General features: G+C 52.9%; 23 protein-coding genes. 8 read left to right on the top strand and 15 right to left on the bottom strand.

The genetic code is table 11. The annotated features are described in order from the left end of the window. Positions 1-2: 2 nt before the first annotated feature. The 3 genes from ccoN to KZZ10_RS02330 all read right to left on the bottom strand — a co-directional run bounded on the left by ccoN (position 3) and on the right by KZZ10_RS02330 (position 2,721). On the bottom strand, positions 3-1,475 hold the full coding sequence (gene ccoN, locus KZZ10_RS02340; protein ID WP_259659897.1) for a cytochrome-c oxidase, cbb3-type subunit I: 1,473 nt from the start codon (positions 1,473-1,475) through the stop codon (positions 3-5). An 82-nt stretch (positions 1,476-1,557) separates the two neighbouring features. Then, complete coding sequence (gene ccoS / locus KZZ10_RS02335) at positions 1,558-1,731, bottom strand: cbb3-type cytochrome oxidase assembly protein CcoS (protein WP_259660015.1); 174 nt, start codon at positions 1,729-1,731, stop codon at positions 1,558-1,560. An 18-nt stretch (positions 1,732-1,749) separates the two neighbouring features. Next, the gene (locus tag KZZ10_RS02330) at positions 1,750-2,721 is read right to left on the bottom strand and encodes a P-type ATPase actuator domain-containing protein (protein WP_259659896.1); all 972 of its coding nucleotides are present in this window, start codon (positions 2,719-2,721) and stop codon (positions 1,750-1,752) included. Positions 2,722-2,808: 87 nt separating this feature from the next. Here KZZ10_RS02330 and queF point away from each other — a divergent pair, with 87 nt between their 5' ends. Further along, positions 2,809-3,639 (top strand): NADPH-dependent 7-cyano-7-deazaguanine reductase QueF, encoded by an 831-nt coding sequence (queF, locus tag KZZ10_RS02325; RefSeq protein ID WP_259659895.1) that lies wholly within the window; start codon positions 2,809-2,811, stop codon positions 3,637-3,639. A 26-nt stretch (positions 3,640-3,665) separates the two neighbouring features. Here queF and pgsA read toward each other — a convergent pair whose 3' ends face one another. From pgsA to KZZ10_RS02290, 7 genes are all read right to left on the bottom strand, one after another. Continuing rightward, positions 3,666-4,238 carry a CDP-diacylglycerol--glycerol-3-phosphate 3-phosphatidyltransferase gene (pgsA, locus tag KZZ10_RS02320; protein ID WP_259659894.1) on the bottom strand — a complete coding sequence of 191 codons (573 nt, stop codon included), beginning with the start codon at positions 4,236-4,238 and terminating at the stop codon, positions 3,666-3,668. Positions 4,239-4,256: 18 nt separating this feature from the next. Further along, positions 4,257-6,092, bottom strand: a complete 1,836-nt coding sequence (gene uvrC / locus KZZ10_RS02315) for an excinuclease ABC subunit UvrC (protein ID WP_259659893.1) — start codon at positions 6,090-6,092, stop codon at positions 4,257-4,259. Continuing rightward, a complete protein-coding gene (gene nagZ / locus KZZ10_RS02310; protein WP_259659892.1) occupies positions 6,079-7,146 on the bottom strand; it encodes a beta-N-acetylhexosaminidase in 1,068 nt (355 codons plus the stop codon). Before nagZ ends, uvrC begins: the two co-directional genes overlap by 14 nt. Before the next feature lie 23 nt (positions 7,147-7,169). Continuing rightward, complete coding sequence (gene acpS, locus KZZ10_RS02305) at positions 7,170-7,604, bottom strand: holo-ACP synthase (RefSeq protein WP_259659891.1); 435 nt, start codon at positions 7,602-7,604, stop codon at positions 7,170-7,172. Between the two features lie 12 nt (positions 7,605-7,616). Further along, positions 7,617-8,381, bottom strand: coding sequence for a pyridoxine 5'-phosphate synthase (locus KZZ10_RS02300; protein WP_259659890.1), 765 nt, complete (start codon positions 8,379-8,381; stop codon positions 7,617-7,619). A gap of 79 nt (positions 8,382-8,460) precedes the next feature. Then, a complete protein-coding gene (locus KZZ10_RS02295; RefSeq protein WP_259659889.1) occupies positions 8,461-9,438 on the bottom strand; it encodes an ABC transporter substrate-binding protein in 978 nt (325 codons plus the stop codon). A gap of 6 nt (positions 9,439-9,444) precedes the next feature. Next, a complete protein-coding gene (locus KZZ10_RS02290) occupies positions 9,445-10,200 on the bottom strand; it encodes a class I SAM-dependent methyltransferase (RefSeq protein ID WP_259659888.1) in 756 nt (251 codons plus the stop codon). Between the two features lie 170 nt (positions 10,201-10,370). On the opposite strand from KZZ10_RS02290, the gene KZZ10_RS02285 reads away from it, so the two are divergent. From KZZ10_RS02285 to KZZ10_RS02275, 3 genes are all read left to right on the top strand, one after another. Next, the gene (locus tag KZZ10_RS02285) at positions 10,371-10,637 is read left to right on the top strand and encodes a type B 50S ribosomal protein L31 (RefSeq protein WP_259659887.1); all 267 of its coding nucleotides are present in this window, start codon (positions 10,371-10,373) and stop codon (positions 10,635-10,637) included. 97 nt (positions 10,638-10,734) lie between these two features. Continuing rightward, the gene (locus KZZ10_RS02280; RefSeq protein WP_259659886.1) at positions 10,735-12,471 is read left to right on the top strand and encodes an ArnT family glycosyltransferase; all 1,737 of its coding nucleotides are present in this window, start codon (positions 10,735-10,737) and stop codon (positions 12,469-12,471) included. After that, positions 12,468-13,880 carry an MATE family efflux transporter gene (locus KZZ10_RS02275; RefSeq protein ID WP_259659885.1) on the top strand — a complete coding sequence of 471 codons (1,413 nt, stop codon included), beginning with the start codon at positions 12,468-12,470 and terminating at the stop codon, positions 13,878-13,880. The genes KZZ10_RS02280 and KZZ10_RS02275 overlap by 4 nt, the downstream gene beginning before the upstream one ends. Here KZZ10_RS02275 and orn read toward each other — a convergent pair. Next, positions 13,870-14,460 carry an oligoribonuclease gene (orn, locus tag KZZ10_RS02270; RefSeq protein ID WP_259659884.1) on the bottom strand — a complete coding sequence of 197 codons (591 nt, stop codon included), beginning with the start codon at positions 14,458-14,460 and terminating at the stop codon, positions 13,870-13,872. The genes KZZ10_RS02275 and orn overlap by 11 nt on opposite strands. Before the next feature lie 58 nt (positions 14,461-14,518). Between orn and KZZ10_RS02265 the strand changes: the two genes are divergently transcribed. Then, positions 14,519-15,763, top strand: a complete 1,245-nt coding sequence (locus KZZ10_RS02265; protein ID WP_259659883.1) for a M48 family metallopeptidase — start codon at positions 14,519-14,521, stop codon at positions 15,761-15,763. Then, positions 15,760-16,659 (top strand): ribosome small subunit-dependent GTPase A, encoded by a 900-nt coding sequence (gene rsgA / locus KZZ10_RS02260; RefSeq protein ID WP_259659882.1) that lies wholly within the window; start codon positions 15,760-15,762, stop codon positions 16,657-16,659. The genes KZZ10_RS02265 and rsgA overlap by 4 nt, the downstream gene beginning before the upstream one ends. Before the next feature lie 9 nt (positions 16,660-16,668). Here the strand turns inward: rsgA and KZZ10_RS02255 are convergent, their stop codons facing one another. Continuing rightward, positions 16,669-17,406 (bottom strand): CoA pyrophosphatase, encoded by a 738-nt coding sequence (locus tag KZZ10_RS02255; protein WP_259659881.1) that lies wholly within the window; start codon positions 17,404-17,406, stop codon positions 16,669-16,671. Between the two features lie 77 nt (positions 17,407-17,483). Next, the gene (gene rplS / locus KZZ10_RS02250) at positions 17,484-17,861 is read right to left on the bottom strand and encodes a 50S ribosomal protein L19 (RefSeq protein ID WP_259659880.1); all 378 of its coding nucleotides are present in this window, start codon (positions 17,859-17,861) and stop codon (positions 17,484-17,486) included. Between the two features lie 221 nt (positions 17,862-18,082). Here rplS and KZZ10_RS02245 point away from each other — a divergent pair, with 221 nt between their 5' ends. Next, on the top strand, positions 18,083-18,955 hold the full coding sequence (locus KZZ10_RS02245) for an EamA family transporter (RefSeq protein WP_259659879.1): 873 nt from the start codon (positions 18,083-18,085) through the stop codon (positions 18,953-18,955). Between the two features lie 44 nt (positions 18,956-18,999). Here the strand turns inward: KZZ10_RS02245 and KZZ10_RS02240 are convergent, their stop codons facing one another. Continuing rightward, positions 19,000-19,158, bottom strand: coding sequence for a hypothetical protein (locus KZZ10_RS02240; RefSeq protein ID WP_259659878.1), 159 nt, complete (start codon positions 19,156-19,158; stop codon positions 19,000-19,002). 186 nt (positions 19,159-19,344) lie between these two features. Between KZZ10_RS02240 and KZZ10_RS02235 the strand changes: the two genes are divergently transcribed. Beyond that, the gene (locus KZZ10_RS02235; RefSeq protein WP_259659877.1) at positions 19,345-20,976 is read left to right on the top strand and encodes a thiamine pyrophosphate-dependent enzyme; all 1,632 of its coding nucleotides are present in this window, start codon (positions 19,345-19,347) and stop codon (positions 20,974-20,976) included. Between the two features lie 13 nt (positions 20,977-20,989). Here KZZ10_RS02235 and KZZ10_RS02230 read toward each other — a convergent pair whose 3' ends face one another. Continuing rightward, a complete protein-coding gene (locus KZZ10_RS02230) occupies positions 20,990-22,819 on the bottom strand; it encodes an acyl-CoA dehydrogenase (protein ID WP_259659876.1) in 1,830 nt (609 codons plus the stop codon). Positions 22,820-22,830: the final 11 nt, after the last annotated feature.

Raw genomic sequence — 22,830 nt, 5'->3', positions numbered from 1 at the left:
CCTTAGGCGCTGGCTGGCGCAGTTGCCAACATGGGGCGTACGGCCGCGCTATCCGCTGGAATTTCCGGATTCACTGCCTTCTCACCGATCACGGTCTTAAATACGTTGTAGGCCATTAAGAGCATGCCGGACAGATACAGTGCGCCACCCGCTAGACGAATTGCGTAAAACGGGAAGGTTGACTTCACGGACTCAACAAAGCTGTAGGTCAACGAGCCATCGGGCTCAGTGGCACGCCACATCAAACCTTGCATCACACCTGCAATCCACATGGAGGCGATATAGAGCACCACACCAATTGTCGCGATCCAGAAGTGAACCTCGATTAACTTTGTGCTGTACATTTTTTCGCGACCCCACAGCCTAGGGATGAGGTAATACAACATGCCAAAGGTAATCATCGCCACCCAACCGAGCGCTCCAGAGTGCACGTGACCGATGGTCCAATCGGTGTAGTGTGAAAGCGCATTGACCGTGCGAATTGACATCATCGAACCTTCAAAAGTTGACATGCCATAGAACGACAGCGACACAACCATAAACTTCAAAATCGGATCGGTACGCAACTTGTGCCAAGCGCCTGAGAGCGTCATGATGCCGTTGATCATTCCACCCCAAGACGGTGCGAGCAGAATCAACGAAAACACCATACCCAGAGATTGGGTCCAGTCAGGCAACGAGGTATAGAGCAGGTGGTGTGGCCCTGCCCACATGTAGGTGAAAGCTAACGCCCAAAAGTGAACAATCGACAGGCGGTACGAGTAGATCGGACGCTGTGCTTGCTTTGGAATGAAGTAATACATCATGCCAAGAAAACTAGTGGTCAGGAAAAATCCAACAGCGTTATGGCCGTACCACCATTGCACCATTGCATCTTGCACGCCGGCGTAGGCGGAGTACGACTTCCACATCGACACCGGGAGCTCGATGTTATTCACAATATGCAGCACCGCGATCGTAAGTATGTATGAACCAAAAAACCAGTTCGCTACATAGATATGCTTTGCTTTACGCTTAATGATCGTGCCAAAAAAAACAATCGCATACGCTACCCAGACCAACGTGATCAGAATGTCGATTGGCCACTCGAGCTCGGCGTATTCTTTTGAAGTGGTAATCCCCAGAGGCAGAGTAATTGCAGCACCCACAATAATCAGCTGCCAACCCCAAAAGGTGAAAGCCGCTAGGGGACCACAAAATAAGCGTGCCTGGCATGTCCGTTGAACAACATAATACGAAGCGGCAAAGAGCGCACTGCCACCAAATGCAAAAATCACGGCGTTGGTATGCAGAGGCCTGAGGCGCCCGTACGTCAGCCAAGCAATATCAAAGTTGAGCTGCGGCCACAATAGCTGGGCTGCGATGATGACACCCACCAGCATACCGACAATGCCCCACACGACGGTCATGATTGCAAACTGCCTGACCACACCGTAATTAAAGGTCTCTGCCTTCGTCGCACTCAAACTAGCCATTTTCTGCGTTCCTTTAGAAAACTTTCTTCGTAACCGAATCATGCCTAATCGACTTCGCTAAAGCTTTGATCTGGATCAAGCCTCAGGAGGAAAGGTGTGACGTTTGCGTTGAAGTCGAATCGTTGTCGCGCAAAATCGACAAACTCGCTGCATCAGGGTCATCGTATTGACCAGAAAATACAGCCCACCACAACACGCCACCGATGAGCGCGACTACAAACAGCGACAGAGGAAGCAGTAAATAGAGAATTTCCATCATCCCACCTTGTCTTGTTTACGCTGTCGCCCCGGTAGAGCCAAACGCACGACGTTGAGCCTTGACCATGCGCTCTGGTAATCGGTAAAGTCGCCACGCATTGAAAATGACGGCCATCGAAGAGATGAACATCAGCAAGGTCGCCAACCAGGGCGTCACGAGCCCGACTGCCGCTAACGGCATGGTCAAGATATGCCATCCGAGCGAGCCATACAGGTTTTGTCTTGCAACAGTTCTGGTCCGTACGAAAAGTTGAGCCCGCTCTTCCTCTGACAGATCTGGGTGTGCAGCGAGGCTAACGTGGGTCGCGGCTAAAGAAGCCGGTACCGCTAGCGATAATGCGCAAGGGCAACTCATAACAAGTAACGCAACCAGAATATCCAACGCGTGCTCGGGTTGAGTTAGCCACCAAAGTGCTGCGATCACAAAGGCAAAACCCATTTGGGTGAGTACGAACACAGTCGCCACCCTGTCTGACTGTATGCGCAACGGCTCACTCAGCCTGCGCAACGAGCGACCTAAGACACCGGTCTGAAGAGACTGTCTGGCGCGCTGCTCAAAATAACGGGCCGTAAGAAGAAACGCCACGAACATCGTGACCGAATCAAAATACACTTCCCCTTCACCCCGCACCGTTGCAATTGCGCTAGGAATAAAAGCCGCCACAATACTAATAGACACTGGGACATCCATCGTGACGCGACGATGCTTTAGGGCTCTGCGCAGACCTCCCCAAATTGGCCAGGCTGAATACAGCACCACTGGAATCGAAAGCGTCAAACTCGCCCAATTCATTAGCAGGATCGCCCAATCGAGCACTTCAATACTATCGTTCGGGCCAGCATCAATCCTCAAATAACCAGGCAAAGCAAACATCATGACCTGCATCATGGCGAGCCATGCCAAACCCAAACGGACTAGATCTGTTCTTCGTGCGGCCAGTTCGTTGGCAGTTAGAGGACGATTGATAGAAAAAATAGATGTCGGCATGGTGTATGCATCGTAGGGCTATTGAGCGGCATACGCCTTGATCTAGATCAAGTGGGTAAAATCGAATTTATTTTTCTGGCATTTTTCATGATTAAGCCAACTGAGGCCCTAGCGTTGGGCAAAATAACTGCCTATCCGTCGGAATACGACCCTGGACTCTTATTTCCAATTCCACGCCAGACGGGTCGCGCCGACCTGGGTGTGGCGCAAGACGGCCTGCCCTTTGTTGGCTGGGACCTATGGAATGCCTATGAGGTCTCATGGCTCACCCCGAATGGGCTGCCCCGGGTTGCCTTGCTGCGCGTGCAAGTCAATGCATTAAGCACGAACATCATCGAATCAAAATCCTTCAAGCTGTACTTAAACAGTTTGAATCAGACACGATTTTCTTCAAGTCAGTTACTCCTAGAGACACTAGCCAAGGACTTGTCCGCCGTGTGCGGGAACCCTGTTCTGCTTAGCCTCATCGAGAGCGCTGACTTTGCTGAGCAGCGGATTAGCGAACCCACCGGAATATGTCTGGACGATCAGGACGTGGTGATCGACTGCTACACACCGGACGACAGTCTATTGCGCAGCACATCGACTGAAGTCGTCAAGCAATCGGTGTACTCTCGTCTGCTGAAGTCGAACTGCCCAATCACTAATCAGCCAGACTGGGCGTGCGTACAAATCGACTACACCGGGCCACAGATCGACCTGAGAGGCCTGCTGAAATACATTGTGTCATTTCGAGATCACGGCGGCTTTCACGAGCACTGTGTAGAACGGATCTTTACTGACATCATGCAACGTTGCATGCCAACAAAGCTATCGGTTTATGCCCGTTACACTCGGCGTGGAGGGTTAGACATTAATCCCTGGCGAGCGACTGTGGGTATGCCTGAACCGGGCCTGCACCGCAGTGCGCGGCAGTGATGATTGATATTTCTGTCAACAGGGGTCTAGTGCGTTTTTTCCCGAATCACGGGCCAGGCGCGACGCAAGTAATACAACATTGACCAGACCGTCAAAATAGCAGCAATGATGATCAAGATCTTGCCGATATACGCGATCGGCAACCCCAACACATCACGATGGTAGAGCAGACACGGAATCGCAATCATCTGCGATGCGGTTTTAAATTTACCCAACCAGTGCACAGCAACGCTTGCACTCGCCCCTAATTGAGCCATCCATTCGCGTAAGGCAGAAATAGTGATTTCACGCCCGATAATCACCAGAGCAATCACCACATCGATACGATCAAGGTTAAGCAACGCTAGGAGCGCAGCAGAAACCATTAATTTATCTGCAACAGGATCTAAAAATGCACCAAAGGCCGAGGTCTGATTCCAGCGCCTGGCCAACCAGCCATCGAACCAGTCTGTAAGCGCCGCCACAATGAACGCGATGCAGGCCCACGTGTCGCGCGCGGGTACGCTTAACCAAGACTCAGGAAGATAGAACAATCCCACCACCAACGGGATCATTGCGATACGCAACCAAGTCAAAAAGATAGGGAGATTAAAAGGCATAGCGCTATGCTAACCCAACTAACGCAGTGCAAAGTAAATACGCTCAGCCAATTCGGGGGATATCCCCTCGACGGAGCCGAGATCCTCAATGCTGGCATTCGCTACCCCGCTAAATCCACCAAAACGTGCCAACAGCCTCTGACGTCGCTTCGCACCGATCCCATCAATATCCTCAAGTCTCGAAACATTCCGGGCCTTTGCCCGCTTGGCACGCATGCCCGTAATGGCGAAGCGATGGGCCTCGTCCCGAATCTGAGCAATTAGCATCAGTGCGGCAGAGGTTTCACCGAGCACTAACGCCTCTCGCTCATCTGCGAAAACAAGGGTCTCAAGACCTACTTTACGGTGATCGCCTTTGGCAACACCAACGAGCACCTCAATTGCCAGGCCGAGCTCTACAAAAACCTGGCGAGCGATCTCGACCTGCCCTTTGCCGCCGTCGATAAGCACTAAACCTGGCATCACCGCCTCGCCATCGGCGACCTTACCAAAACGTCGAGTCAGTACTTGACGCATGGCGGCGTAATCGTCTCCGGGCGTGATCCCAGCAATGTTATAGCGTCTATACATCGAGGGCTGCATCGCATGATGCGCATAAACGACGCAAGACGCTTGTGTGGCCTCCCCTGCGGTATGACTAATATCAAAGCATTCGATATGCAGGGCCTCAAGCGCCATCGGATCTGTATCCAAATCCAGAGCCTCAGCCAACGCTAAGGTACGAGCACTACGCGCACCGGATTCCGATAACGCATTGGCTAAGGCCATTTCCGCGTTGCGTAGTGCCTGCTCGAGCCAGGCCCGCCGCATCCCTTGCGGTCGACTTAAAAAGCGAGACTTTGTCGCTCTCGACTCGGCAAGCAAATCAATCAAGGCCGGATCAGGCAGAACATGAGAGCCCACGACCGTAGCCGGCAAAGGATGGTCGATATAGTGCTGCGCAATGAACACTTCGAGCACATCGGACAGCGAATCACCGTCTGTGTGTGTCGGGAAAAAAGCCCGATCTCCCAGATGCCGCCCGCCACGGACCATCGCGAGATTGACGCAGACGCGCCCCCCTGAGGCAACAATAGCAATGATGTCGGTGTCGCCGTGATCGGTGTCCTCCATGGTTTGCTGATGCAACACTTTGGCGAGCGCACCCATCTGATCACGCAACATGGCTGCCTGTTCAAACTCTAACGCCGCAGACGCCGCTTGCATGCGCTGCTCGATGTCACCCATGATCTCCTGAGTCTCACCGCCTAAAAACCGCGCAGCACGTTCTGCGTCTTGACTGTAGCGCTCGGGGCTGATCTCATTGACGCACGGCGCAGAGCACCGGCCGATTTGATGCAATAAGCACGGACGCGAACGGTTTGCAAAAACCGTATCTTCACAGGTACGAAGTCGAAACACTTTCTGTAGAATTTGTATAGTCTCGCGAACTGCCCACGCATTCGGATACGGACCAAAAAACTGGCCCTTCTTTTGTGTTGAACCTCGGTAGTACGCGATGCGTGGAGACGCATGCCCCGACAACATCAAGTAGGGATACGACTTATCGTCGCGAAATAAAATGTTGTAGCGCGGACGAAGCGACTTGATTAAATTGTTTTCAAGGATCAGCGCCTCGGCCTCTGAGCGCGTGACCGTAACTTCAATACGGACAACGCGCGCCACCATATGACCAATGCGGGGACTCGATGGGGTCTTTTGAAAATACGAGGCCACCCGTTTTTTTAAATCACGTGCCTTACCAACATAGAGCACTTCGTCAGACGCATCGATGTGGCGATACACGCCGGGCAAATGCGGCAGTTTCGCCAAATAGGCTTTGATATCGAAGGCGCTAGATTCAGCTTCGCTCATTGAGTGCGCGAACCGAAACAAGCGCCTGCTGATAGGCGGGTAGGCGCTGAAGGCCCTTCCAGTCGGGCGCGACTGACCCTGACATCAAGCGTTGAATACGTGCGACAGATACCGCGGGCGATTTCCAGCGCAGTCGAGCAAGCAATTCATCAGCCAAGTCAGGGCGGTTGCACACCAAGGCCATATCACAGCCCGCCTGCAACGCTGCTTGCGCGCGGGCATGAATGTCGCCGGCAACGGCAGCACCTTCCATGGTGAGGTCATCAGAGAAAACGACCCCATCGTATTTGAGTTTGGTGCGCAAAATCTCTTGAATCCATTTGGCAGAAAATCCAGCGGGCTTGCTATCGACCTTGCTGTAAATAACATGCGCAGGCATGACAGAGGCGATGACTTGATCACCTAGCCAATCATAGGGGGCAGCATCCTCGGTCATGATCTGCTTGAGCGTACGGTGGTCAAGGGGGATTTCATGATGAGAATCCGCTGCAACTGCGCCATGGCCCGGAAAGTGTTTTCCACACGACGACATTCCAGCAAACGACAAGCCTTGCGACAATGCCCTCGCCAGCATCGCAACGACACGGGGATCACGATGAAAGGAGCGATCGCCAATCACCGTGCTTTCGCCGTAATCTAAATCAAGCACCGGCGTGAAACTTAAATCTACGCCACAAGCCCGCAGTTCAGACGCCAACACATAACCCACATCGGTCGCCTTACGCATCGCTTCAAGCGGTTGTTCCATCCAGAGTTCACCTAACTTTCGCATACTCGGCAACGTCGTAAAGCCATCCGTACGAAAACGCTGTACTCGACCACCTTCATGATCCACCGCGATCAACAGCGCTGGCCTACGTAGCGCATGGATGCTGCGAGTTAATGCTGTCAGTTGTGCCCGATCTTTGTAATTACGAGCAAAAAGGATGACGCCCCCGACGAGTGGATTTAACAAACGCTTTTTCTCAGCAACGGTTAGCACATAACCTTGAACATCGACCATAAGAGGACCAAGGCTCGTTGTTTGTGTACGCTGGGTCGTTGTAGAAGTCATCGGAAAATTAGCCTTTGAAAAAATCAATCTAAAAGGGAAGAGACAGAGATGTCCGGATTGCCGCGCGATTCAACGACGACGTACGCTGCACCGTATTCAGACTCGTCGGTCAACGACACGTGAGCTACACCAAAACGTTCAGCGTACCAACTCGCCAAGGGCTCAGCCAAGACGACAACAGGTCGTCCACCCGGCGCGTTGAGTGTCTGCATCCGTGTCCACCACATCGGGCTGCGCATGCCTAAGCCAACTGCTTTAGAAAAAGCCTCCTTAGCAGCAAATCGTGTGGCCAGATAACGCACGCCACGCGAGCGATCACGTAAGGAGCGCGCGTTGAAAACACGCAACTCCTCAAGGCCTAGAATTTTTCTGGGAAAGCGGTCAGGGTGACGCAGCCATGCTTGCTCGATGCGTGCCATCTTGATCAAGTCCGTACCGATACCCGCAATTGCAGACACAAGAGCTCCTAACTAATGCGCGGCAGCTGAAGCGACGCCAGCACGTTGCGCTTGTAAATACGCCTGCACCATACGAGCCTTGAAATTGCGTATGGTTGGCTCCCAACCATCAAAAACTGCTTGCGCCACAATCGCATGCCCAATATTCAGTTCGGCGAGTCCTGGCATTGCAGCGATTGCGTCAACGTTTCCAAGATGTAATCCATGCCCTGCATTCACACGTAATCCGAGCTTGACGGCAACAGCAATCGCACTGCGCAGGCGAGATAACTCGTGCGCTACAACCGCTGCATTTGAGGCCTCTGCGTAGGCACCAGTATGCAGTTCAATGACACTGGCCCCAACATCGACTGCGGCCTGAATTTGGGCAGGGTCCGGGTCAATAAAAAGCGAAACACGGATACCGTCTGCTTGCAATTGGTCCACTGCGGCCTTCACGGCTACATGTCCCGTCACGACATCGAGACCACCCTCAGTCGTGAGCTCAGTGCGCTTCTCGGGCACAAGACAAACATCCTGGGGCAAAACCTTACAAGCGATTTCCAACATCTCCTGCGTGATTGCGCACTCCAGATTCATTCGGGTGCGCAACAACGGCCTTAACGCAAAGACGTCGGCATCCTGAATGTGACGCCGATCCTCGCGTAGATGCAAGGTAATGAGATCGGCACCCGCCTCCTCCGCTCGCAAGGCTGCCGCGATGGGATCGGGATATTTGGTGTGCCGCTGCTGACGCAAGGTTGCGACGTGATCAATATTGACACCTAGATCAATCATGGTTTCTTTTGTTCCTTACGCTACGACCGCCCAAATGGAATGGATCGATAATCTTCCATGCAGATTATCATGCTCAGACCTACTTCAACACCTGACTCGCACTCTTTAATAGGGCATCGGACAAAACAACGCCCTGACGCTGCGCCGCCTGCGCATTGAGATAAACGGGAGGCTTTTGCATGACTTCGATTGGGATCGTTCCCGGCTTGACGCCACGCAGCACCCTCAAAGTAATCCGACCGGCCGCTAAGCCCAAGTCCCGCCCCGTGATGTCCATCGCAGCGACAGCGCCCTGCCTGACATGTGCCACGTCTGAAGCGAGCAAGGGCAAGCGTGTCTGATTTGCAGTCACGACAAGTTGTGCATATGCCTTAAGCACCGTCGCATCCTGCAGCGTATAAATCAAGTCGACTTTACCCACCATGCTGCGTGCGGCTGAGGCCACATCAATGGGTCGTGTTGCAGTGGCCTCGACCATCACCAGACCCGCCTCACCAAGTAGCGTTTGGAACTCACGCACTTGAGCCAGCGAGCTTGCATCGGTGGCGTTGTAAATCACACCCACCCGTTTAGCCGCGGGTACGATTTGTCGGATCAGGGTCACCCTTCTGCTTAGAGGCAGCACATCTGAGATGCCAGTGATATTGGTTCCTGACGGCCCCCAGCTCGGCACTAGCCCCGCCTCAACAGGATCCGTGACACCAACAAAAACAATCGGCATCGTGGTTGTGTGTGCCGCGGCCGCTTGTGCACTGGGCTGCGACAAAGCCAAAATGACATCGGGCTTGCCACGCATAAGCTCTAACGCCTGTTTCGAGGCTGTTTCAGGGCTGCCTTGCGCGTCTGCGCTTTGTACTTTGTACTGACGCCCCTCCTGTAGCCCAGCCGCCCTGAGCACCTCCCGGATGCTGGCGCGCATCTGATCGGTGTCTTCACTCTCTTCGAGTGTCAGAATCACCAAGGACTTCGTTTGGGCAAAGGCCGCTAACGGTAAAAAACCCACGCCCAAATAAAGCAATAGAGTGGTCACGCAGCGGCTAAAAAAAATCAAGTTCATTTTCATTCAAATCGTCAACAAACCTTGGTGCAGTCGCCCCATCATCGAGCGCACCCATTTTCTGGCTGGCAACCCATACTTCGACTCGACAACCTCAGCGCGTGCTAAGAGCTGCTCAACACCTACCTCTATGGGCGGGCCTTTGAAGGCTAACACCACTTGATTGCCCGCATCAATTTGAGGAAGCGTCAAAATACGCCCATCGAAAGCTTGGCTGATATTGCGAATATTGCGCGCAAAGCTTGCATGCGCTCCGAACAAATTCACGCTCATGACACCAATATCGGCCAATGACGCATGGCAGCCTTTATAGAACCCCAAGGAATCACGCACGGGCCCTTGCGCCTGGCCATCGTAAATATCGACCATTAGGGCGCTACAAAGGCCCCAGTTTCTGCTTGACTCGACCCACGTCCCCGCATCTTGGTGCTCAATCACTAGGCGGGAGGGTCGAGGAAGCTTGAAGTACATCTCGCAAGCCGAGGTCACTAAGGGATTGTGCTCGACCACCCTCAGCGGATGAGAGGTGTGCTTGAGGCAGAATCGCACCATAGAACCGGCGCCTAGACCAAAGAGACCCAGGGTCTGCTGCCTAGCGGGCTCAAGAAACACGAGCCACGCCATCATTTGCGCGGTGTACTCCAGTACAAACTCGGCTGGGCGATCTACCCACATTGCGCCCTGCACCCACTCCGTACCAAAGTGAAGGTATCGGACACCGCCACTTTCAGAAATAGTGGGGATTTCATACCTTACAGACAACACACTCTCCCAAGGCTTTGTTTAAAAAGACATTTTTTACCGATTGCCTACGCGAAGAATAGCATTGTCGCGTTGCAAAACTTCCCCATCCCCTGTAGAATTGTGGGCTTGACTCAGGATACGTGGCCAAAAACCTTGGCTGGCGACCCGCCTAAACCTAAGGACTTCCAATGAAAGATGGCATCCACCCAGAATATCGCGACGTTGTGTTCGTCGACCTGCAGACTGGCAATAAATTTGTCACTCGCTCGACACTGAACAGCCGTGAAACTACGGAAATCGATGGTAAGACCTACCCTCTTTTTAAGTGCGACGTGACTTCCGAGTCACATCCGTTCTACACGGGTGCACAAACACGTATCGTCGAAACGGGCCGTGTCGAGAAATTCCGTGCCCGCTTTGCACGTACCAGCGGCACCAAGAAGGCCTCTGCCTGATTTGATCGTTCAAGATCATCTCACATGAGCCGAGGCAGCCACTGGCTGCCTTTTTTTATCGCTGTCTCGTTGTTTTAGTACAGGTTATTCTCCAAACGTGTCGCCACTGAGCCAGTCTACCCCCGCACGAATGACCGCCCCGGCAACACTAAAGTTGCCGAGGTTGGTGCTGTTCGCCCTAGCAGCCGCATACATCATTGCGGGGCTCTTTGGTCGCGACCCCTGGAAAACCGACGATGTATTGAACCTTGCCACCATGCTCTCCGCCCTACGTGGCGACGGCGCTGGCTGGCTGATTCCCCACATCGGTACGCTCGAATTACCCCAAGATGGGCCACTCGTTACGTGGGTGGGTGCGTTCTCTATTTATCTCTTAGGTCCTTGGTTAGGTGATATCTCCGCCTCACGCATTGTCAACGTCCTATGGTTCGGTATGACAATGATTTCCATTTGGTACGGAACCTATCTGCTCGGGCGCCGGACCGAGGCACAACCCCTGCCTTTACCTTTTGGCGGGGAGCCCACCGTCAAAGACTATGGGCGACTGCTCGCTGACACAGCCGCCTTGCTGTGGCTTGCAACAATCGGTATTTTGCAACGCTTACACGAGACCTCCGTGGTCCCTGCGAACGTGGCTTTTCAAGCTTTTGCGTTCTACGCGTTAGCTCGCATGCTCGACAAACCAAAAATGGGTATGGCGTGTTTGGCGATCGCCCTCGCAGGCTCATTCCTGACGCGAGCGTGGCCAGGGGTTGTACCAGTGCTGCTTGCAGTCCTGATCGCTTTACATCCCCGCAGCGGCTTGTGGTCAAGAAGAAAATGGATCGTCAGTGCGATGGTGATCGCAGCCCTACTCGTGATGCTGTGGTGGCTACCTACCCAACGCGCACATCCCGACTGGTTTAAAGCCTGGATCCATTGGAACGTTTCGCATTTTGGCATCCCTGACTATGAAACCGCATTGCGTCCTTTGCGCGACCTACCCTGGTTCCTGTGGCCAATTTGGCCTCTAGCTTGTCTTGCCGTATGGCAATGGCGCCGCTGGATCACCGCGCCGCATATCTGGCTGCCGCTTGCGGTTGTGCTGGGCGTGCTTTTCACCTTGCCCGTGCTAACCAACTCTGGAGAGCCCGAGTACATGTTGTTCGCTACTCCGCTCGCGGTCTTGGCGGCGTTCGCACTCCCGACCATGCGACGAGGTGTCATCAACACCCTGGACTGGTTCGCTTTGATGTGTTTTTCGGTGACAGTGCTTTGCGTCTGGATCGGCTGGACTGCCCTGCACTTTAAGATACCCAAACAAATATCTCTCAACATTGCAAGGCTGACGACTGGTTACGAGCCCCATATCACTTGGTGGTCAGTCATCGCAGCGCTTGTCGCGACACTTTGCTGGATCGCGATCGTGATCTGGCGACTACGCTGGAAGCCGAGCGTTTTGTGGCGAGGCTCCATGCTTTGCGCAAGTGGTGTGACCATCACCTGGGTCTTGCTTGTCTTACTTTGGATGCCCGCCGTTGATTACGTACGCAGCTACCGTCCGATGTCCGCTGAAATCAACGACAAGCTGACAGCCCTTTCGAACGTGCCGGGTCAAAAAGCTTGCTTACGCTCACAAGCACTGGGCGTGGGGCCTCAAGCATCACTTTATGTCTTTGACAACATACAAATAACCTACGACTCGCAATGTCCTTTTGTCTTACAGCAGACAACGCGTAAAAAGCTCGCCGAGGGTCTGGCGGGCTACAGCGACAATGCCTCCGTTCTCTGGATGGGTTCGCGCGGCGCCGACCGCTTCGACCGTTATCGACTATTACGCGTGCCTGTGAAATGAGCGTGGTAGATACTGCACCACGGTCGATTCCAGAAACTCTGAGAGCAATCTTCAAGCAGTCGTGGCCTGTCTTGGTTAGTCAGTGGGCCAGCATGGCCTTTGGTGTGCTGGATACGGCCATGACGGGCCATGCTGGCTCAGTAGATCTCGCGATCATGGCGCTATCCATCTCCATCTACATCACCGTTTTTGTCGGATTAATGGGAGTCATGCATGCCTTGATCCCGATCCAGGCACAACACGTTGGCGCTGGAGAGCTCGATAAAGTTGGACAGATTTGGGGCCAGGGTGTTTGGGTCTCGCTAGTTCTATCGGTCGTCGGTGGTGCGGTCATGATGTTTCCCGATGTTTGGCTGTCGTACTCAGGGGATGTAGACCCCGCAGTGCGCGCTGGCATGAAAAGCTATCTTCAAGCACTCACCTTTGCGTTACCTGCGGCTTTAATGTTCCGAACTGTCTATGCGCTTGCCAACGCGGTGTCTCGCCCAAAACTGATCATGGCGATCAACTTAGGCGGCATTGTGCTAAAGATATTTTTGAATTGGTTGCTCATCTTTGGTAATTGGGGCATGCCAGCGCTAGGCGCAACGGGAGCCGGCATCTCCTCAGCGATTGTTATGTGGGTCAATCTTGGGGTCGGCCTTTGGTTCATTCATCACACGCCGTTTTATAAACAGTTTGGGCTCAAGCTCGGTTTGCCGGATATGAAAGCACTCTGGAGCATCTTGCGCCTCGGTATACCGATGGGTGGCTCTTACTTAGTTGAGGTATGCGCCTTCACCTTCATGTCTTTACTTGTGGCGCAGGAAGGAAACGCGGTCATCGGCGGGCATCAGATCACAGCTAACCTGGCTGCACTCGCCTACATGATGCCAATGTCCATTGGCGTGGCGACGGCCGCCCTCACCGCGCAAGCAATCGGCGCCGGTCAAATACAGCAGGCACATCGGACAAGCATGATGGGTTTGGTAGTCGGTCTCTTTGGAGCGTTGATCACAGCTTGTTTTTTGTATTTTGGCCGAGACTTCATCGTAGCCACTTATACAAGCGATCTTGCTGTCGCCGCCGTTGCGTTATCCCTGCTCGCTCTCCTGCCATTCTTTCATGTTGTTGACGCAATGCAATGCATCAACAGTTATCTGTTGCGCGCACACAAGGTTGCTGTCGTTCCGCTGCTATTGCAAATTGTGGCTCTGATGGCGATTGGCCTACTAGGAGGCTGGTGGCTTGGGTTTGGACCAGGCAAAGGTTTAATCGAACCACTACGCAATCAGCTTTTAGCTGGATCACCCGTTGGTGCGGGCAGCATGTGGCTCATGGCCACGGTAGGCTTGAGCACCTCAGCCATTCTTTTACATAGCTGGTATCGCTACATTATCCGAAACAAATACCCAACCGTTAAAGTTTGATAAACACTTCGCGGTAGTATTTGAGCTCATCAATCGACTCGTAGATATCAGCCAGTGCTTCGTGCTTACTACGTTTTTCAAAGCCTTTTAATAGTTCTGGCTTCCAACGCCGGGCAAGTTCTTTGAGCGTACTCACATCAACCGTTCGGTAGTGAAAGAATTGCTCGAGTTTGGGCATGTACTTGAACATGAAACGGCGATCCTGACTGACCGTGTTGCCACAGAGTGGCGACTTGCCGGCAGGCACGTACTGCGACAAAAAGGTAATTAACTCCTCCTGCGCCTGCTCTTCGGTCATGGCTGACGCCTTAACCTTCGCTGTCAACCCGCTTTTACTGTGGGTCGAACGGTTCCAGCTATCCATGGCGTCCAACAAGCTATCTGGCTGATGAATGACGAGAACAGGACCTTCGGCCACTACCGTTAGATCTGGCTCAGTGACGACGACCGCCACCTCAATGATGCGCTCCCGCTCAGGGTCGAGCCCCGTCATTTCCATGTCAAGCCACACCAAACGAAATTCATTCGGTACGGTCTTAACAGCTGATGGAATTGCGGTTTTCGAGGAAGTCTTAGTCATATAATCATCCGGTTAAAACACGATTTTCTCACATGCCGTCTAAAGGCAGTTAGGTCCTATGCTCACTATTCTTTTTGTTGTGCTGTTACTTGTCATGCTCGGCGTCCGAATTTGGCTGTCAACCCGGCAGATCCGACATGTCTTAGCCCACCGCGATGTCGTACCAAAAGAGTTCGCTGCAAAAATCGGGCTCCCGAGTCATCAGCGCGCAGCAGACTACACCGTTGCCAAAGTACGGCTAAGAATGTTGGAAATGCTTTTTGATGCTGCTGTACTGATCGGCTTGACCTTATTGGGTGGGCTGCAGTACCTCGACACGCTCACAAGCAGCGTCACCTCTCACGCATTGCTGAGGCAAGTACTCTTAGTGCTGAGCGTGTTCTTGTTCTTGGGCGTACTGGGCATCCCCTTTACGCTTTACAGACAATTCAAACTTGAGGCCCACTTTGGTTTTAATCGCATGACGCTAAAAATGTTCGTTAGCGATACGATCAAAGAGACGCTCGTCGGTGCTCTGTTAGGTATCCCACTGATTGCTGCAGTGTTATGGCTCATGTCGGAAGCCGGCAACCTTTGGTGGCTTTGGGCGTGGGCACTTTGGTCCGCTTTCTCGCTATTACTGGCTTTTATTTACCCAACCTGGATCGCCCCCGTCTTCAATAAATTTACGCCGCTAGAGGATGCTGCGCTGGCGCAACGCATTCAAGAGCTCGCTGGTCGTTGTGGGTTCACACTCAGCGGTCTATTTGTGATGGATGGTTCCAAGCGCTCGGCACACGGTAACGCTTACTTCACTGGATTTGGTCGTGCACGCAGAATTGTTTTTTTTGACACCTTGCTCGCACGCCTAACGCCTAATGAAATTATCGCCGTGCTAGCTCATGAACTAGGTCACTTCAAGCATCGGCACATTCTGAAGCGCATGATCACGATGTTTATCGGATCACTTATTTTCTTCGCACTATTAGGTTGGCTCGCCACACAGAGTTGGTTTTATACAGACCTGGGGGTGATTCCCCAAATGGGCACACGAAATGATGCCATGGCCTTACTGTTATTTTTTCTTGTCGTACCCATCTTCACCTTTGGGTTAACACCCTTAAAAAGTTGGCTATCAAGGCGCGATGAGTTTGAAGCAGACCGTTTTGCCAGAGACCAAAGCTCCGCAGACGAACTTATTAATGCACTCGTCAAGCTAATGGATGACAACGCATCGACGCTCACCCCAGACCCAGTGCATTCTGCTTTTTACGATAGTCATCCACCCGCCGCAATTCGGATTCGGCAACTGACCGCCGCATGAGCCAACAGACACAGGGCCGAGTCATTGCCGCGCACGGGCGACACTACACCGTAGAGCTTTCTGATCAAACACTACTGAAATGCTACCCGCGCGGTAAAAAAAATGAAGCCGCTGTGGGTGACTATGTGGAAATCACCCGTCAAGGGCAGGAAGAAGGCGCGCTGGAATCTATCCAGCCTCGCAAAAACCTTTTGTTTCGCTCGGATGAATCTCGAAGCAAGCAGTTTGCAGCAAATGTTGATCAGCTGCTCATTGTGATCGCAGTGGAGCCAGCTTTTTCAGATGATCTCCTTGGTCGCGCTCTTGCCGGCGCCTGGTCGGCCGACATCACCCCGATCATTCTGCTTAATAAAGTGGATCTGACCGAAGGGTTGCCTGCAGCACAATTAAAACTCGCCCCCTTTCGTAAACTTGGGGTGCAAGTACTTGAGTTATGTGCGCGGGATATCGAGAGCGTAAACGAAGTCTTGCTGCCAATTCTCAAGGGCAAAACCTCGCTACTACTTGGGCAAAGCGCGATGGGAAAATCAACGCTTCTCAATACGCTTGTGCCGCTTGCGTTGGCAGCAACTCAAACACACTCTGTTGCACTCGGAGCAGGCAAACACACAACCACAAGCACTCGGCTCTACCACTTGCCTGACCAAGGAGGAGATCTGATTGACTCACCGGGTTTCCAAGGATTTGGGCTACTGCATCTTAGTCGTGAAGAGATCGAGCGCGGTTTTCCTGAGTTTGCTGAGCACGTCGCACAATGCAGATTTTATAACTGTACGCATCAGCACGAACCAGCCTGTGGCGTATTAGCGGCGCTTGAACGTCGGGATATCGATGCAGCGAGACACGCTTTATACGTGCGTCTGCTCGACGCTAAAACCGCGCACGAAAGCTATTAGTAGGATTAATTAAGCCTGCGCTGAGGCAGCTTCCGATAAGATCTGGCACATCCCTAACAGCATCGCCGCCGTGGCACCCCAGATAAAGAACTGCTTCCATGGCACAGAGTAGTACTGGCGTTGCGCACCATCGGCGAGCTTGACCTGATGGAACCGATAATTTGCTGTGTTGGTCAAAAAGCTCAACGGTACTTCAAAAACTTCTGCGACCTCAAATGCATCTGGGCTTAAGGTAAAGCCAGGTTGCACCAACGCCGTTACCGGGCTTACAGAGAAACCCGTCCCCGTGATGTAGCGTGGTAAGCCGCCCAAACACTCTACAAAACTTCTCGACAGGCCCGTCTCTTCCTCTGTCTCACGTAGAGCGGTTGCACGTACATCGACATCACTGGCTTCGACGCGCCCACCGGGGAAACTGATTTGCCCTGCATGGTCATTTAAATGTGCGGTGCGCTGCGTGAGCAAGACCGTCAAACCCTCCGGACGCATCACAATAGGCACAAGCACAGCCGCCTCAACGGGCGTACCCTCACGGCCTGGTGCTCTGCGTAAAGACTCGTCGGGAATATTCAAAGGACGCTGGATAGAGCCAGCCAATACCTGTTTGAGCCAACTCGGGGTGAGAAATTTTTCAGGTACAGGGCCAAACGGCAATACGGATGGGACCCAAGGCTGCGTCATCGGATCAAACGACGGGCGCACAGGTGCGCGTCGTGGACGTACTGCGTCAGGTTTATCAGCGGCCATAAGCGCCTAGAAAGCGTAAGGGTAAGACTGCAAAATTAAAAAGCACCCGAAGGTGCTTTTTAATTTGTGTCGCAGTATTAGGCTGCAACAGTTTTACGAACAAGCTTCTCTTTAATACGAGCCGACTTGCCGGAACGATCACGCAGGTAGTAGAGCTTAGCGCGACGTACATCGCCACGACGCTTAACTTCGATGCTTGCGATCTGAGGTGAATACAGTTGGAAGGTACGCTCGACTGCTTCGCCTGAAGAAATTTTGCGAACAGTGAAAGCCGAATTCAAGCCACGATTACGACGTGCAATGACGACGCCTTCGAAAGCCTGTGCACGCTTACGTGTGCCTTCAACAACGTTAACGCTCACAATGACAGTGTCACCGGGTGCGAATTCTGGATGGGGTTTGCCGCCAGTTAGGCGAGCAATTTCTTCTTGCTCAAGAATAGCGATTAGGTTCATTTGAACTCCATATCATCATGCTCTCGGTTGATCTTATTTTGATCGATATTGTGTGTGACCTGACCCATTCAGGTACAGCGACCGGGCAGAGGATGCATTAACAAAGCCATTGATTCTACAACATATTTTAGATTTATGCCCATTTCTGACCACCTAGAGCAAGCAGAGTCAATCCAAGCTAATCTACCATCCGACTCATCAAATATTAAAAAACACTCTGCATGACCACCTCGACCCTATTGTTAGTGATCGCTGCGGCGATTGCACACGCCTCCTGGAACCTCTTGGCCAAGCGTGCTGCACACGTGGGGTCTCCATTTGTCTTCGCCTATGGCCTGTGCTGCACAATCGTTTATGCACCCTGGGTCATCTGGATCCTGATATTTGAGCAAAACGAGTGGAGCTGGCTGATCGCTGGATGCATTGTGCTGTCAGGAATCCTGCATTTGGCCTATAGCCTTTGTCTGCAGCGAGGCTACCAACTCGCAGATTTGTCAGTCGTGTACCCAATCGCCCGGGGCACTGGGCCCTTCTTATCGACGATTGGCGCCCTGCTTTTCATGCATGAGCCGGCGAGCGTTGCGGGTGTGGGAGGCATGCTCTGCGTCGTCCTCGGCGTGATGCTGATCGCGACGCAAGGACAAATAAGGAGACTGATGCAACCCGCGGCTATGGTCGGAGTACGCTGGGGTTTCCTGGTCGGGCTCTTTATAGCGGCGTATACCCTAGTGGATGCGTACGGCGTCAAAACCTTAGCCATCGCACCCGTTTTATTTGATTGGGCAACCTCAGCCTCGCGCACTTTAATTATGCTGCCCCATACTGCCCGTCATCCCATCAAAGCCTGGGAAGCGATGCGAGGGCACTGGCACCTCGCATGGGCGATCGGGGTGCTTTCCCCCTTAGGCTATATCTTGGTTTTGTACGCTCTGCGTGATGGTGCACCAGTCAGTTTGGTGGCACCAGCCAGAGAAATGTCTATGCTGCTTGTCACTTTAGCAGGCCTGTACTTACTGCGTGAACCAGTTGGCTGGGGACGCCTACTTGGTTGCTGTAGTATTGCCGCGGGGGTCGTATTGCTGGCCTCGAGTTGAGTTCGGGGACGTGCACGGCGCGCCGCAGTTTAGAACCCAGCAGTTTAGAACCCAGCAGCGCTTCCAACCCACATGAAACCGGGGATCATTGCGGCCCAGAAGGCGAGGAGCAAAACATCAGCGACCTTGCTTTTTAGACTGGGTGCGGTGCTATGTGCAGCGACAAAGCTTGGGGAGTAATTGTGGCGAACTTCGCGAGTCATGGTGGGGCTCCTGAATGAAGTAATTAAATACGCTTGCTGTACGCTTAAACAGCACTGTACACATAAACAGTACTGTTGGCAAATACAGTTTTTGTATTTGCAGAGTTTTTGCAACAAGCTATGCTATTTTTCTGCTGAGACTTCTCATTTCCTAATAATCAAAACTAATTAAATCTTAGATTCCTCATGAGCACATTTACTTCGAGTCACGCCCTCTTCCAAGTATTTTCCGACCACGGTATGGATCGCATTTTTTTAGTCCCCGGCGAAAGCTACCTGGGCCTATTAGATGCCCTTGTTGATTTCCCGCAAATCGATGTCGTGACCTGTCGTCATGAGGGCGGTGCCGGCTACATGGCGGTTGCAGACGGCCGACTCACGCGCAAACCGGGTGTTGCGCTCGTCAGCCGTGGACCCGGTGCCTCCAACGCGACTATTGCTGTGCATACGGCACAACAAGACGCCGTGCCTATGATTCTGATTGTTGGACAAATCGCCGCACGCGACTTACGCCGCGAAGCCTTCCAAGAAATCGATTATCAAAAAATGTTCGGCTCAATCGCAAAATGGGTGTTTGAGTGTCAAACGCCCGAGCAACTTGGTGAGGCTGCTTTCAAGGCGATCAGGATGGCCACCTCTGGTGTACCGGGTCCAGTGGTTCTCGTGATACCAGAAGATATTCAACAACAAGCTGTTGAAAAACCAGCTTTACGCAACCACGCTCAGGTGTTTGGGCTACCCGATGCCGCGACGATGGCAGAGATCACCACGCGTTTGAGTCAAGCCAAACACCCTCTCGCGATTGTGGGTGGATCGTTTGATTGTCCCGGTGGTCGTGAAGCCTTGAGTGCCTTTATCCACCACTGGCAACTCCCCACCATGGTGTCGTTCAGACGACACGACATCTTCGCGAATGACGACCCCCTGTATGTCGGCGACCTGGGTCTGTCCAACCCTGCAGCACAGATGGCGACGTTACAACAAAGCGACTTTATCCTGGCGTTGGGTACACGTTTGGGTGATATCACCACACAAAACTTTACCTTCCCCCGCTATGCCCAAGCGCCTCAAACACTGCTGCATTGCTATCCCGACTCGCGCATCATCAACTGGGATACGGTTGCCGACTTCCCATTGGTCTGCGATCCAGTCGGCTTTGTTTCGGAACTCAGCAAGGCCAAGGCACCCAAGCCAGATGCGGCGCGCCAAGAATGGCTATCCGCATTACGTCAACATGCACAGAAGTGGGCTGCCTGGCCCAACCGCGAGGCAAAACAAGGCGTCAACTTCACTGAAGTGGTCCATGCGGTGATGGATCGCGCTCCGGTAGACACAACGATTTGTCTTGATGCTGGCACCTTTGCCGCGCCGGTGTACCGACATTTCACTTTTAAAGCAGGACAACGCTTGATGGCGCCCTTGGCAGGCGCAATGGGCTACGGCACACCCGCAGCACTGGCTTGTGCGCTGCGCGAGCCCACACGCACCACGATTTGTATGGTGGGTGATGGTGGTTTCTTAATGACAGGCAACGAGATGATTCTCGCCGTTGAGCGCAAACTACCCATCATCTTTATTGTGTCGAACAATGCAAGCTACGGTTCCATCCGCCTGCATCAAGAGCGAAGCTACCCAGGTCGCGTCAGTGGCACGTCGCTGTTCAACCCTGACTTTCATGATCTAGCCAAGAGCTTTGGCATGCAGTCGGTCCGGATCACACGCAAAGACGAGATTGATGCCGCGATTCAGGCTGCGTTGGGGCAACGCAGCCCGATCCTGATCGAAGTCAACACAAGTCTGGACGCAATTCTGCCTTAAGCATCAGACCGCGTTATTGCTGCAGGGCCGAACGACTTAAGACATCGTCCAACGTCGCTCCCTGCAGCATTGCAGAACTCAAGGCTTGGACGCGCGGCAATATTGTCCCTGCATAAAATACAGCCGTTGCAAACTTATCGCGAGCAAACCCCTCGTCTACCGCATTACCCTGAGCATCAGCGCACACGAGTGCCGCACGTGCCAAGTGCCACCCACCCAGAACATAGCCCGTCAGCATCAGGTAAGGAACACTTCCTGCATAGACTGCACGAATATTGTCTTTTGCCTGATCAAGTACATACTGAACTGCACGCGCATAGGCATCCACCGCAACAGACAACTGCTCGGCAATAAGCTTGAATCCTGCGCGCTGGGTTGGCGCAGCTCCAGCAGCGGTACGGCCCACCTGCTCAATGACGTGGCGTATCTCTGCAATCAACGAAAGCGCTACGGCACCGCCGTCACGTAAAGTCTTGCGTCCCACTAAATCATTAGACTGAATCGCGGTGGTCCCTTCATAAATAGTCAAGATCCGTGCATCCCGGTAAAACTGCGCGGCCCCGGTCTCTTCAATAAAGCCCATGCCACCATGCACTTGAACACCCAGCGAACTGACCTCAAGCGAACACTCTGTCGAAAAACCTTTTACCACCGGTACAAGATAGTCATAGAGGGCTTTATTCGTTTGCCGTACCTGCGCATCAGGATGCTCCACACTGAGGTCATCCGCGACAGCCGCTGCACAAGCGATCGCGCGTGCGGCTTGCGTGAGCGCACGCATCGTAGACAACATTCTCTGCACATCCGGGTGCTGTACAATTGCCACAGGCGCTGCAGAGCCTTCAATCGCCCGGCTCTGCACCCGGTCCCGTGCATAGGCGAGCGCCTTCTGCGTAGCAGCTTCACTAACACCGATGCCTTGGACGCCAACCGCAAAGCGCGCAGCATTCATCATGATGAACATATACTCGAGTCCGCGATTTTCTTGGCCAACGAGCGTGCCAATCGCACCAGCACCGACCTCCCCTTTTTGATCGCCAAACAACAATACGGCGGTCGGGCTGCTGTGAATACCAAGCTTGTGTTCAAGGGAAGCACACCAGACATCGTTGCGTTGACCAAGCGATCCGTCTGCATTGACAAGATATTTCGGCACAACAAACAACGACAAGCCCTTTACTCCAGGAGGTGCATCCGCTGTGCGTGCCAGCACCAAGTGAATGATATTCTCGGCCAGATCGTGCTCACCATACGTAATGTATATTTTTTGACCAAACAAACGGTATGTACCATCGGACTGGGGTTGCGCACGCGTCGTCACCATTGATAGATCCGAGCCGGCTTGTGATTCCGTTAGATTCATCGTGCCCGTCCACTTACCCGCAACGAGAGGCTCGATATAGGTTTGCTTCTGAGCGTCGGTTCCTGATAACAGTAGCGCTTCAATCACACCGTCCGTCAACATTGGACATAATGAAAAAGCAACATTCGCAGCGTACAGATTTTCAGTTGTCGCCGTGGCAAGTGCCCTAGGTAAGCCCTGTCCGCCCCACTGCTGCGGATGACGTAGACCTTGCCACCCGCCTTGCGTGAAGTGCTCGAACGCTTGCTTAAATGAAACCGGCATCGTTACGATACCGTTCTGACAAACCGGCGGTTGGCAATCACCAATTCGATTGGTCGGCGCGACAACCTCCTCAGTAAATTTTGCGTTTTCCTCTAAGACCGCATCGATCAAATCGAACTGCGCTTCAGCAAAAACCGGCAAGGCCAATAGTTGTGGCAAGCCCGACAAGTGTTTAAACACAAATTGGAAATCTTCAAGCGGTGCACGAAATGTCATGTTCAATCAAC

This window comes from Zwartia hollandica (assembly GCF_019923725.1).
Lineage (GTDB): Bacteria > Pseudomonadota > Gammaproteobacteria > Burkholderiales > Burkholderiaceae_B > Zwartia > Zwartia hollandica.
The sequence above is the reverse complement of the archived record's forward strand: the minus strand, read 5'-3'. Positions and strand labels throughout refer to the sequence as shown.

What these genes read in the sequence shown, in the direction of transcription:
- ccoN (WP_259659897.1), bottom strand. Translation starts at nt 1,475, where the DNA reads ATGGCTAGTTTGAGTGCGACGAAGGCAGAGACCTTTAATTACGGTGTG.
- ccoS (WP_259660015.1), bottom strand. Translation starts at nt 1,731, where the DNA reads ATGGAAATTCTCTATTTACTGCTTCCTCTGTCGCTGTTTGTAGTCGCG.
- KZZ10_RS02330 (WP_259659896.1), bottom strand. Translation starts at nt 2,721, where the DNA reads ATGCCGACATCTATTTTTTCTATCAATCGTCCTCTAACTGCCAACGAA.
- queF (WP_259659895.1), top strand. Translation starts at nt 2,809, where the DNA reads ATGATTAAGCCAACTGAGGCCCTAGCGTTGGGCAAAATAACTGCCTAT.
- pgsA (WP_259659894.1), bottom strand. Translation starts at nt 4,238, where the DNA reads ATGCCTTTTAATCTCCCTATCTTTTTGACTTGGTTGCGTATCGCAATG.
- uvrC (WP_259659893.1), bottom strand. Translation starts at nt 6,092, where the DNA reads ATGAGCGAAGCTGAATCTAGCGCCTTCGATATCAAAGCCTATTTGGCG.
- nagZ (WP_259659892.1), bottom strand. Translation starts at nt 7,146, where the DNA reads ATGACTTCTACAACGACCCAGCGTACACAAACAACGAGCCTTGGTCCT.
- KZZ10_RS02300 (WP_259659890.1), bottom strand. Translation starts at nt 8,381, where the DNA reads ATGATTGATCTAGGTGTCAATATTGATCACGTCGCAACCTTGCGTCAG.
- KZZ10_RS02295 (WP_259659889.1), bottom strand. Translation starts at nt 9,438, where the DNA reads ATGAACTTGATTTTTTTTAGCCGCTGCGTGACCACTCTATTGCTTTAT.
- KZZ10_RS02285 (WP_259659887.1), top strand. Translation starts at nt 10,371, where the DNA reads ATGAAAGATGGCATCCACCCAGAATATCGCGACGTTGTGTTCGTCGAC.
- KZZ10_RS02275 (WP_259659885.1), top strand. Translation starts at nt 12,468, where the DNA reads ATGAGCGTGGTAGATACTGCACCACGGTCGATTCCAGAAACTCTGAGA.
- orn (WP_259659884.1), bottom strand. Translation starts at nt 14,460, where the DNA reads ATGACTAAGACTTCCTCGAAAACCGCAATTCCATCAGCTGTTAAGACC.
- KZZ10_RS02265 (WP_259659883.1), top strand. Translation starts at nt 14,519, where the DNA reads ATGCTCACTATTCTTTTTGTTGTGCTGTTACTTGTCATGCTCGGCGTC.
- rsgA (WP_259659882.1), top strand. Translation starts at nt 15,760, where the DNA reads ATGAGCCAACAGACACAGGGCCGAGTCATTGCCGCGCACGGGCGACAC.
- KZZ10_RS02255 (WP_259659881.1), bottom strand. Translation starts at nt 17,406, where the DNA reads ATGGCCGCTGATAAACCTGACGCAGTACGTCCACGACGCGCACCTGTG.
- rplS (WP_259659880.1), bottom strand. Translation starts at nt 17,861, where the DNA reads ATGAACCTAATCGCTATTCTTGAGCAAGAAGAAATTGCTCGCCTAACT.
- KZZ10_RS02245 (WP_259659879.1), top strand. Translation starts at nt 18,083, where the DNA reads ATGACCACCTCGACCCTATTGTTAGTGATCGCTGCGGCGATTGCACAC.
- KZZ10_RS02240 (WP_259659878.1), bottom strand. Translation starts at nt 19,158, where the DNA reads ATGACTCGCGAAGTTCGCCACAATTACTCCCCAAGCTTTGTCGCTGCA.
- KZZ10_RS02235 (WP_259659877.1), top strand. Translation starts at nt 19,345, where the DNA reads ATGAGCACATTTACTTCGAGTCACGCCCTCTTCCAAGTATTTTCCGAC.
- KZZ10_RS02230 (WP_259659876.1), bottom strand. Translation starts at nt 22,819, where the DNA reads ATGACATTTCGTGCACCGCTTGAAGATTTCCAATTTGTGTTTAAACAC.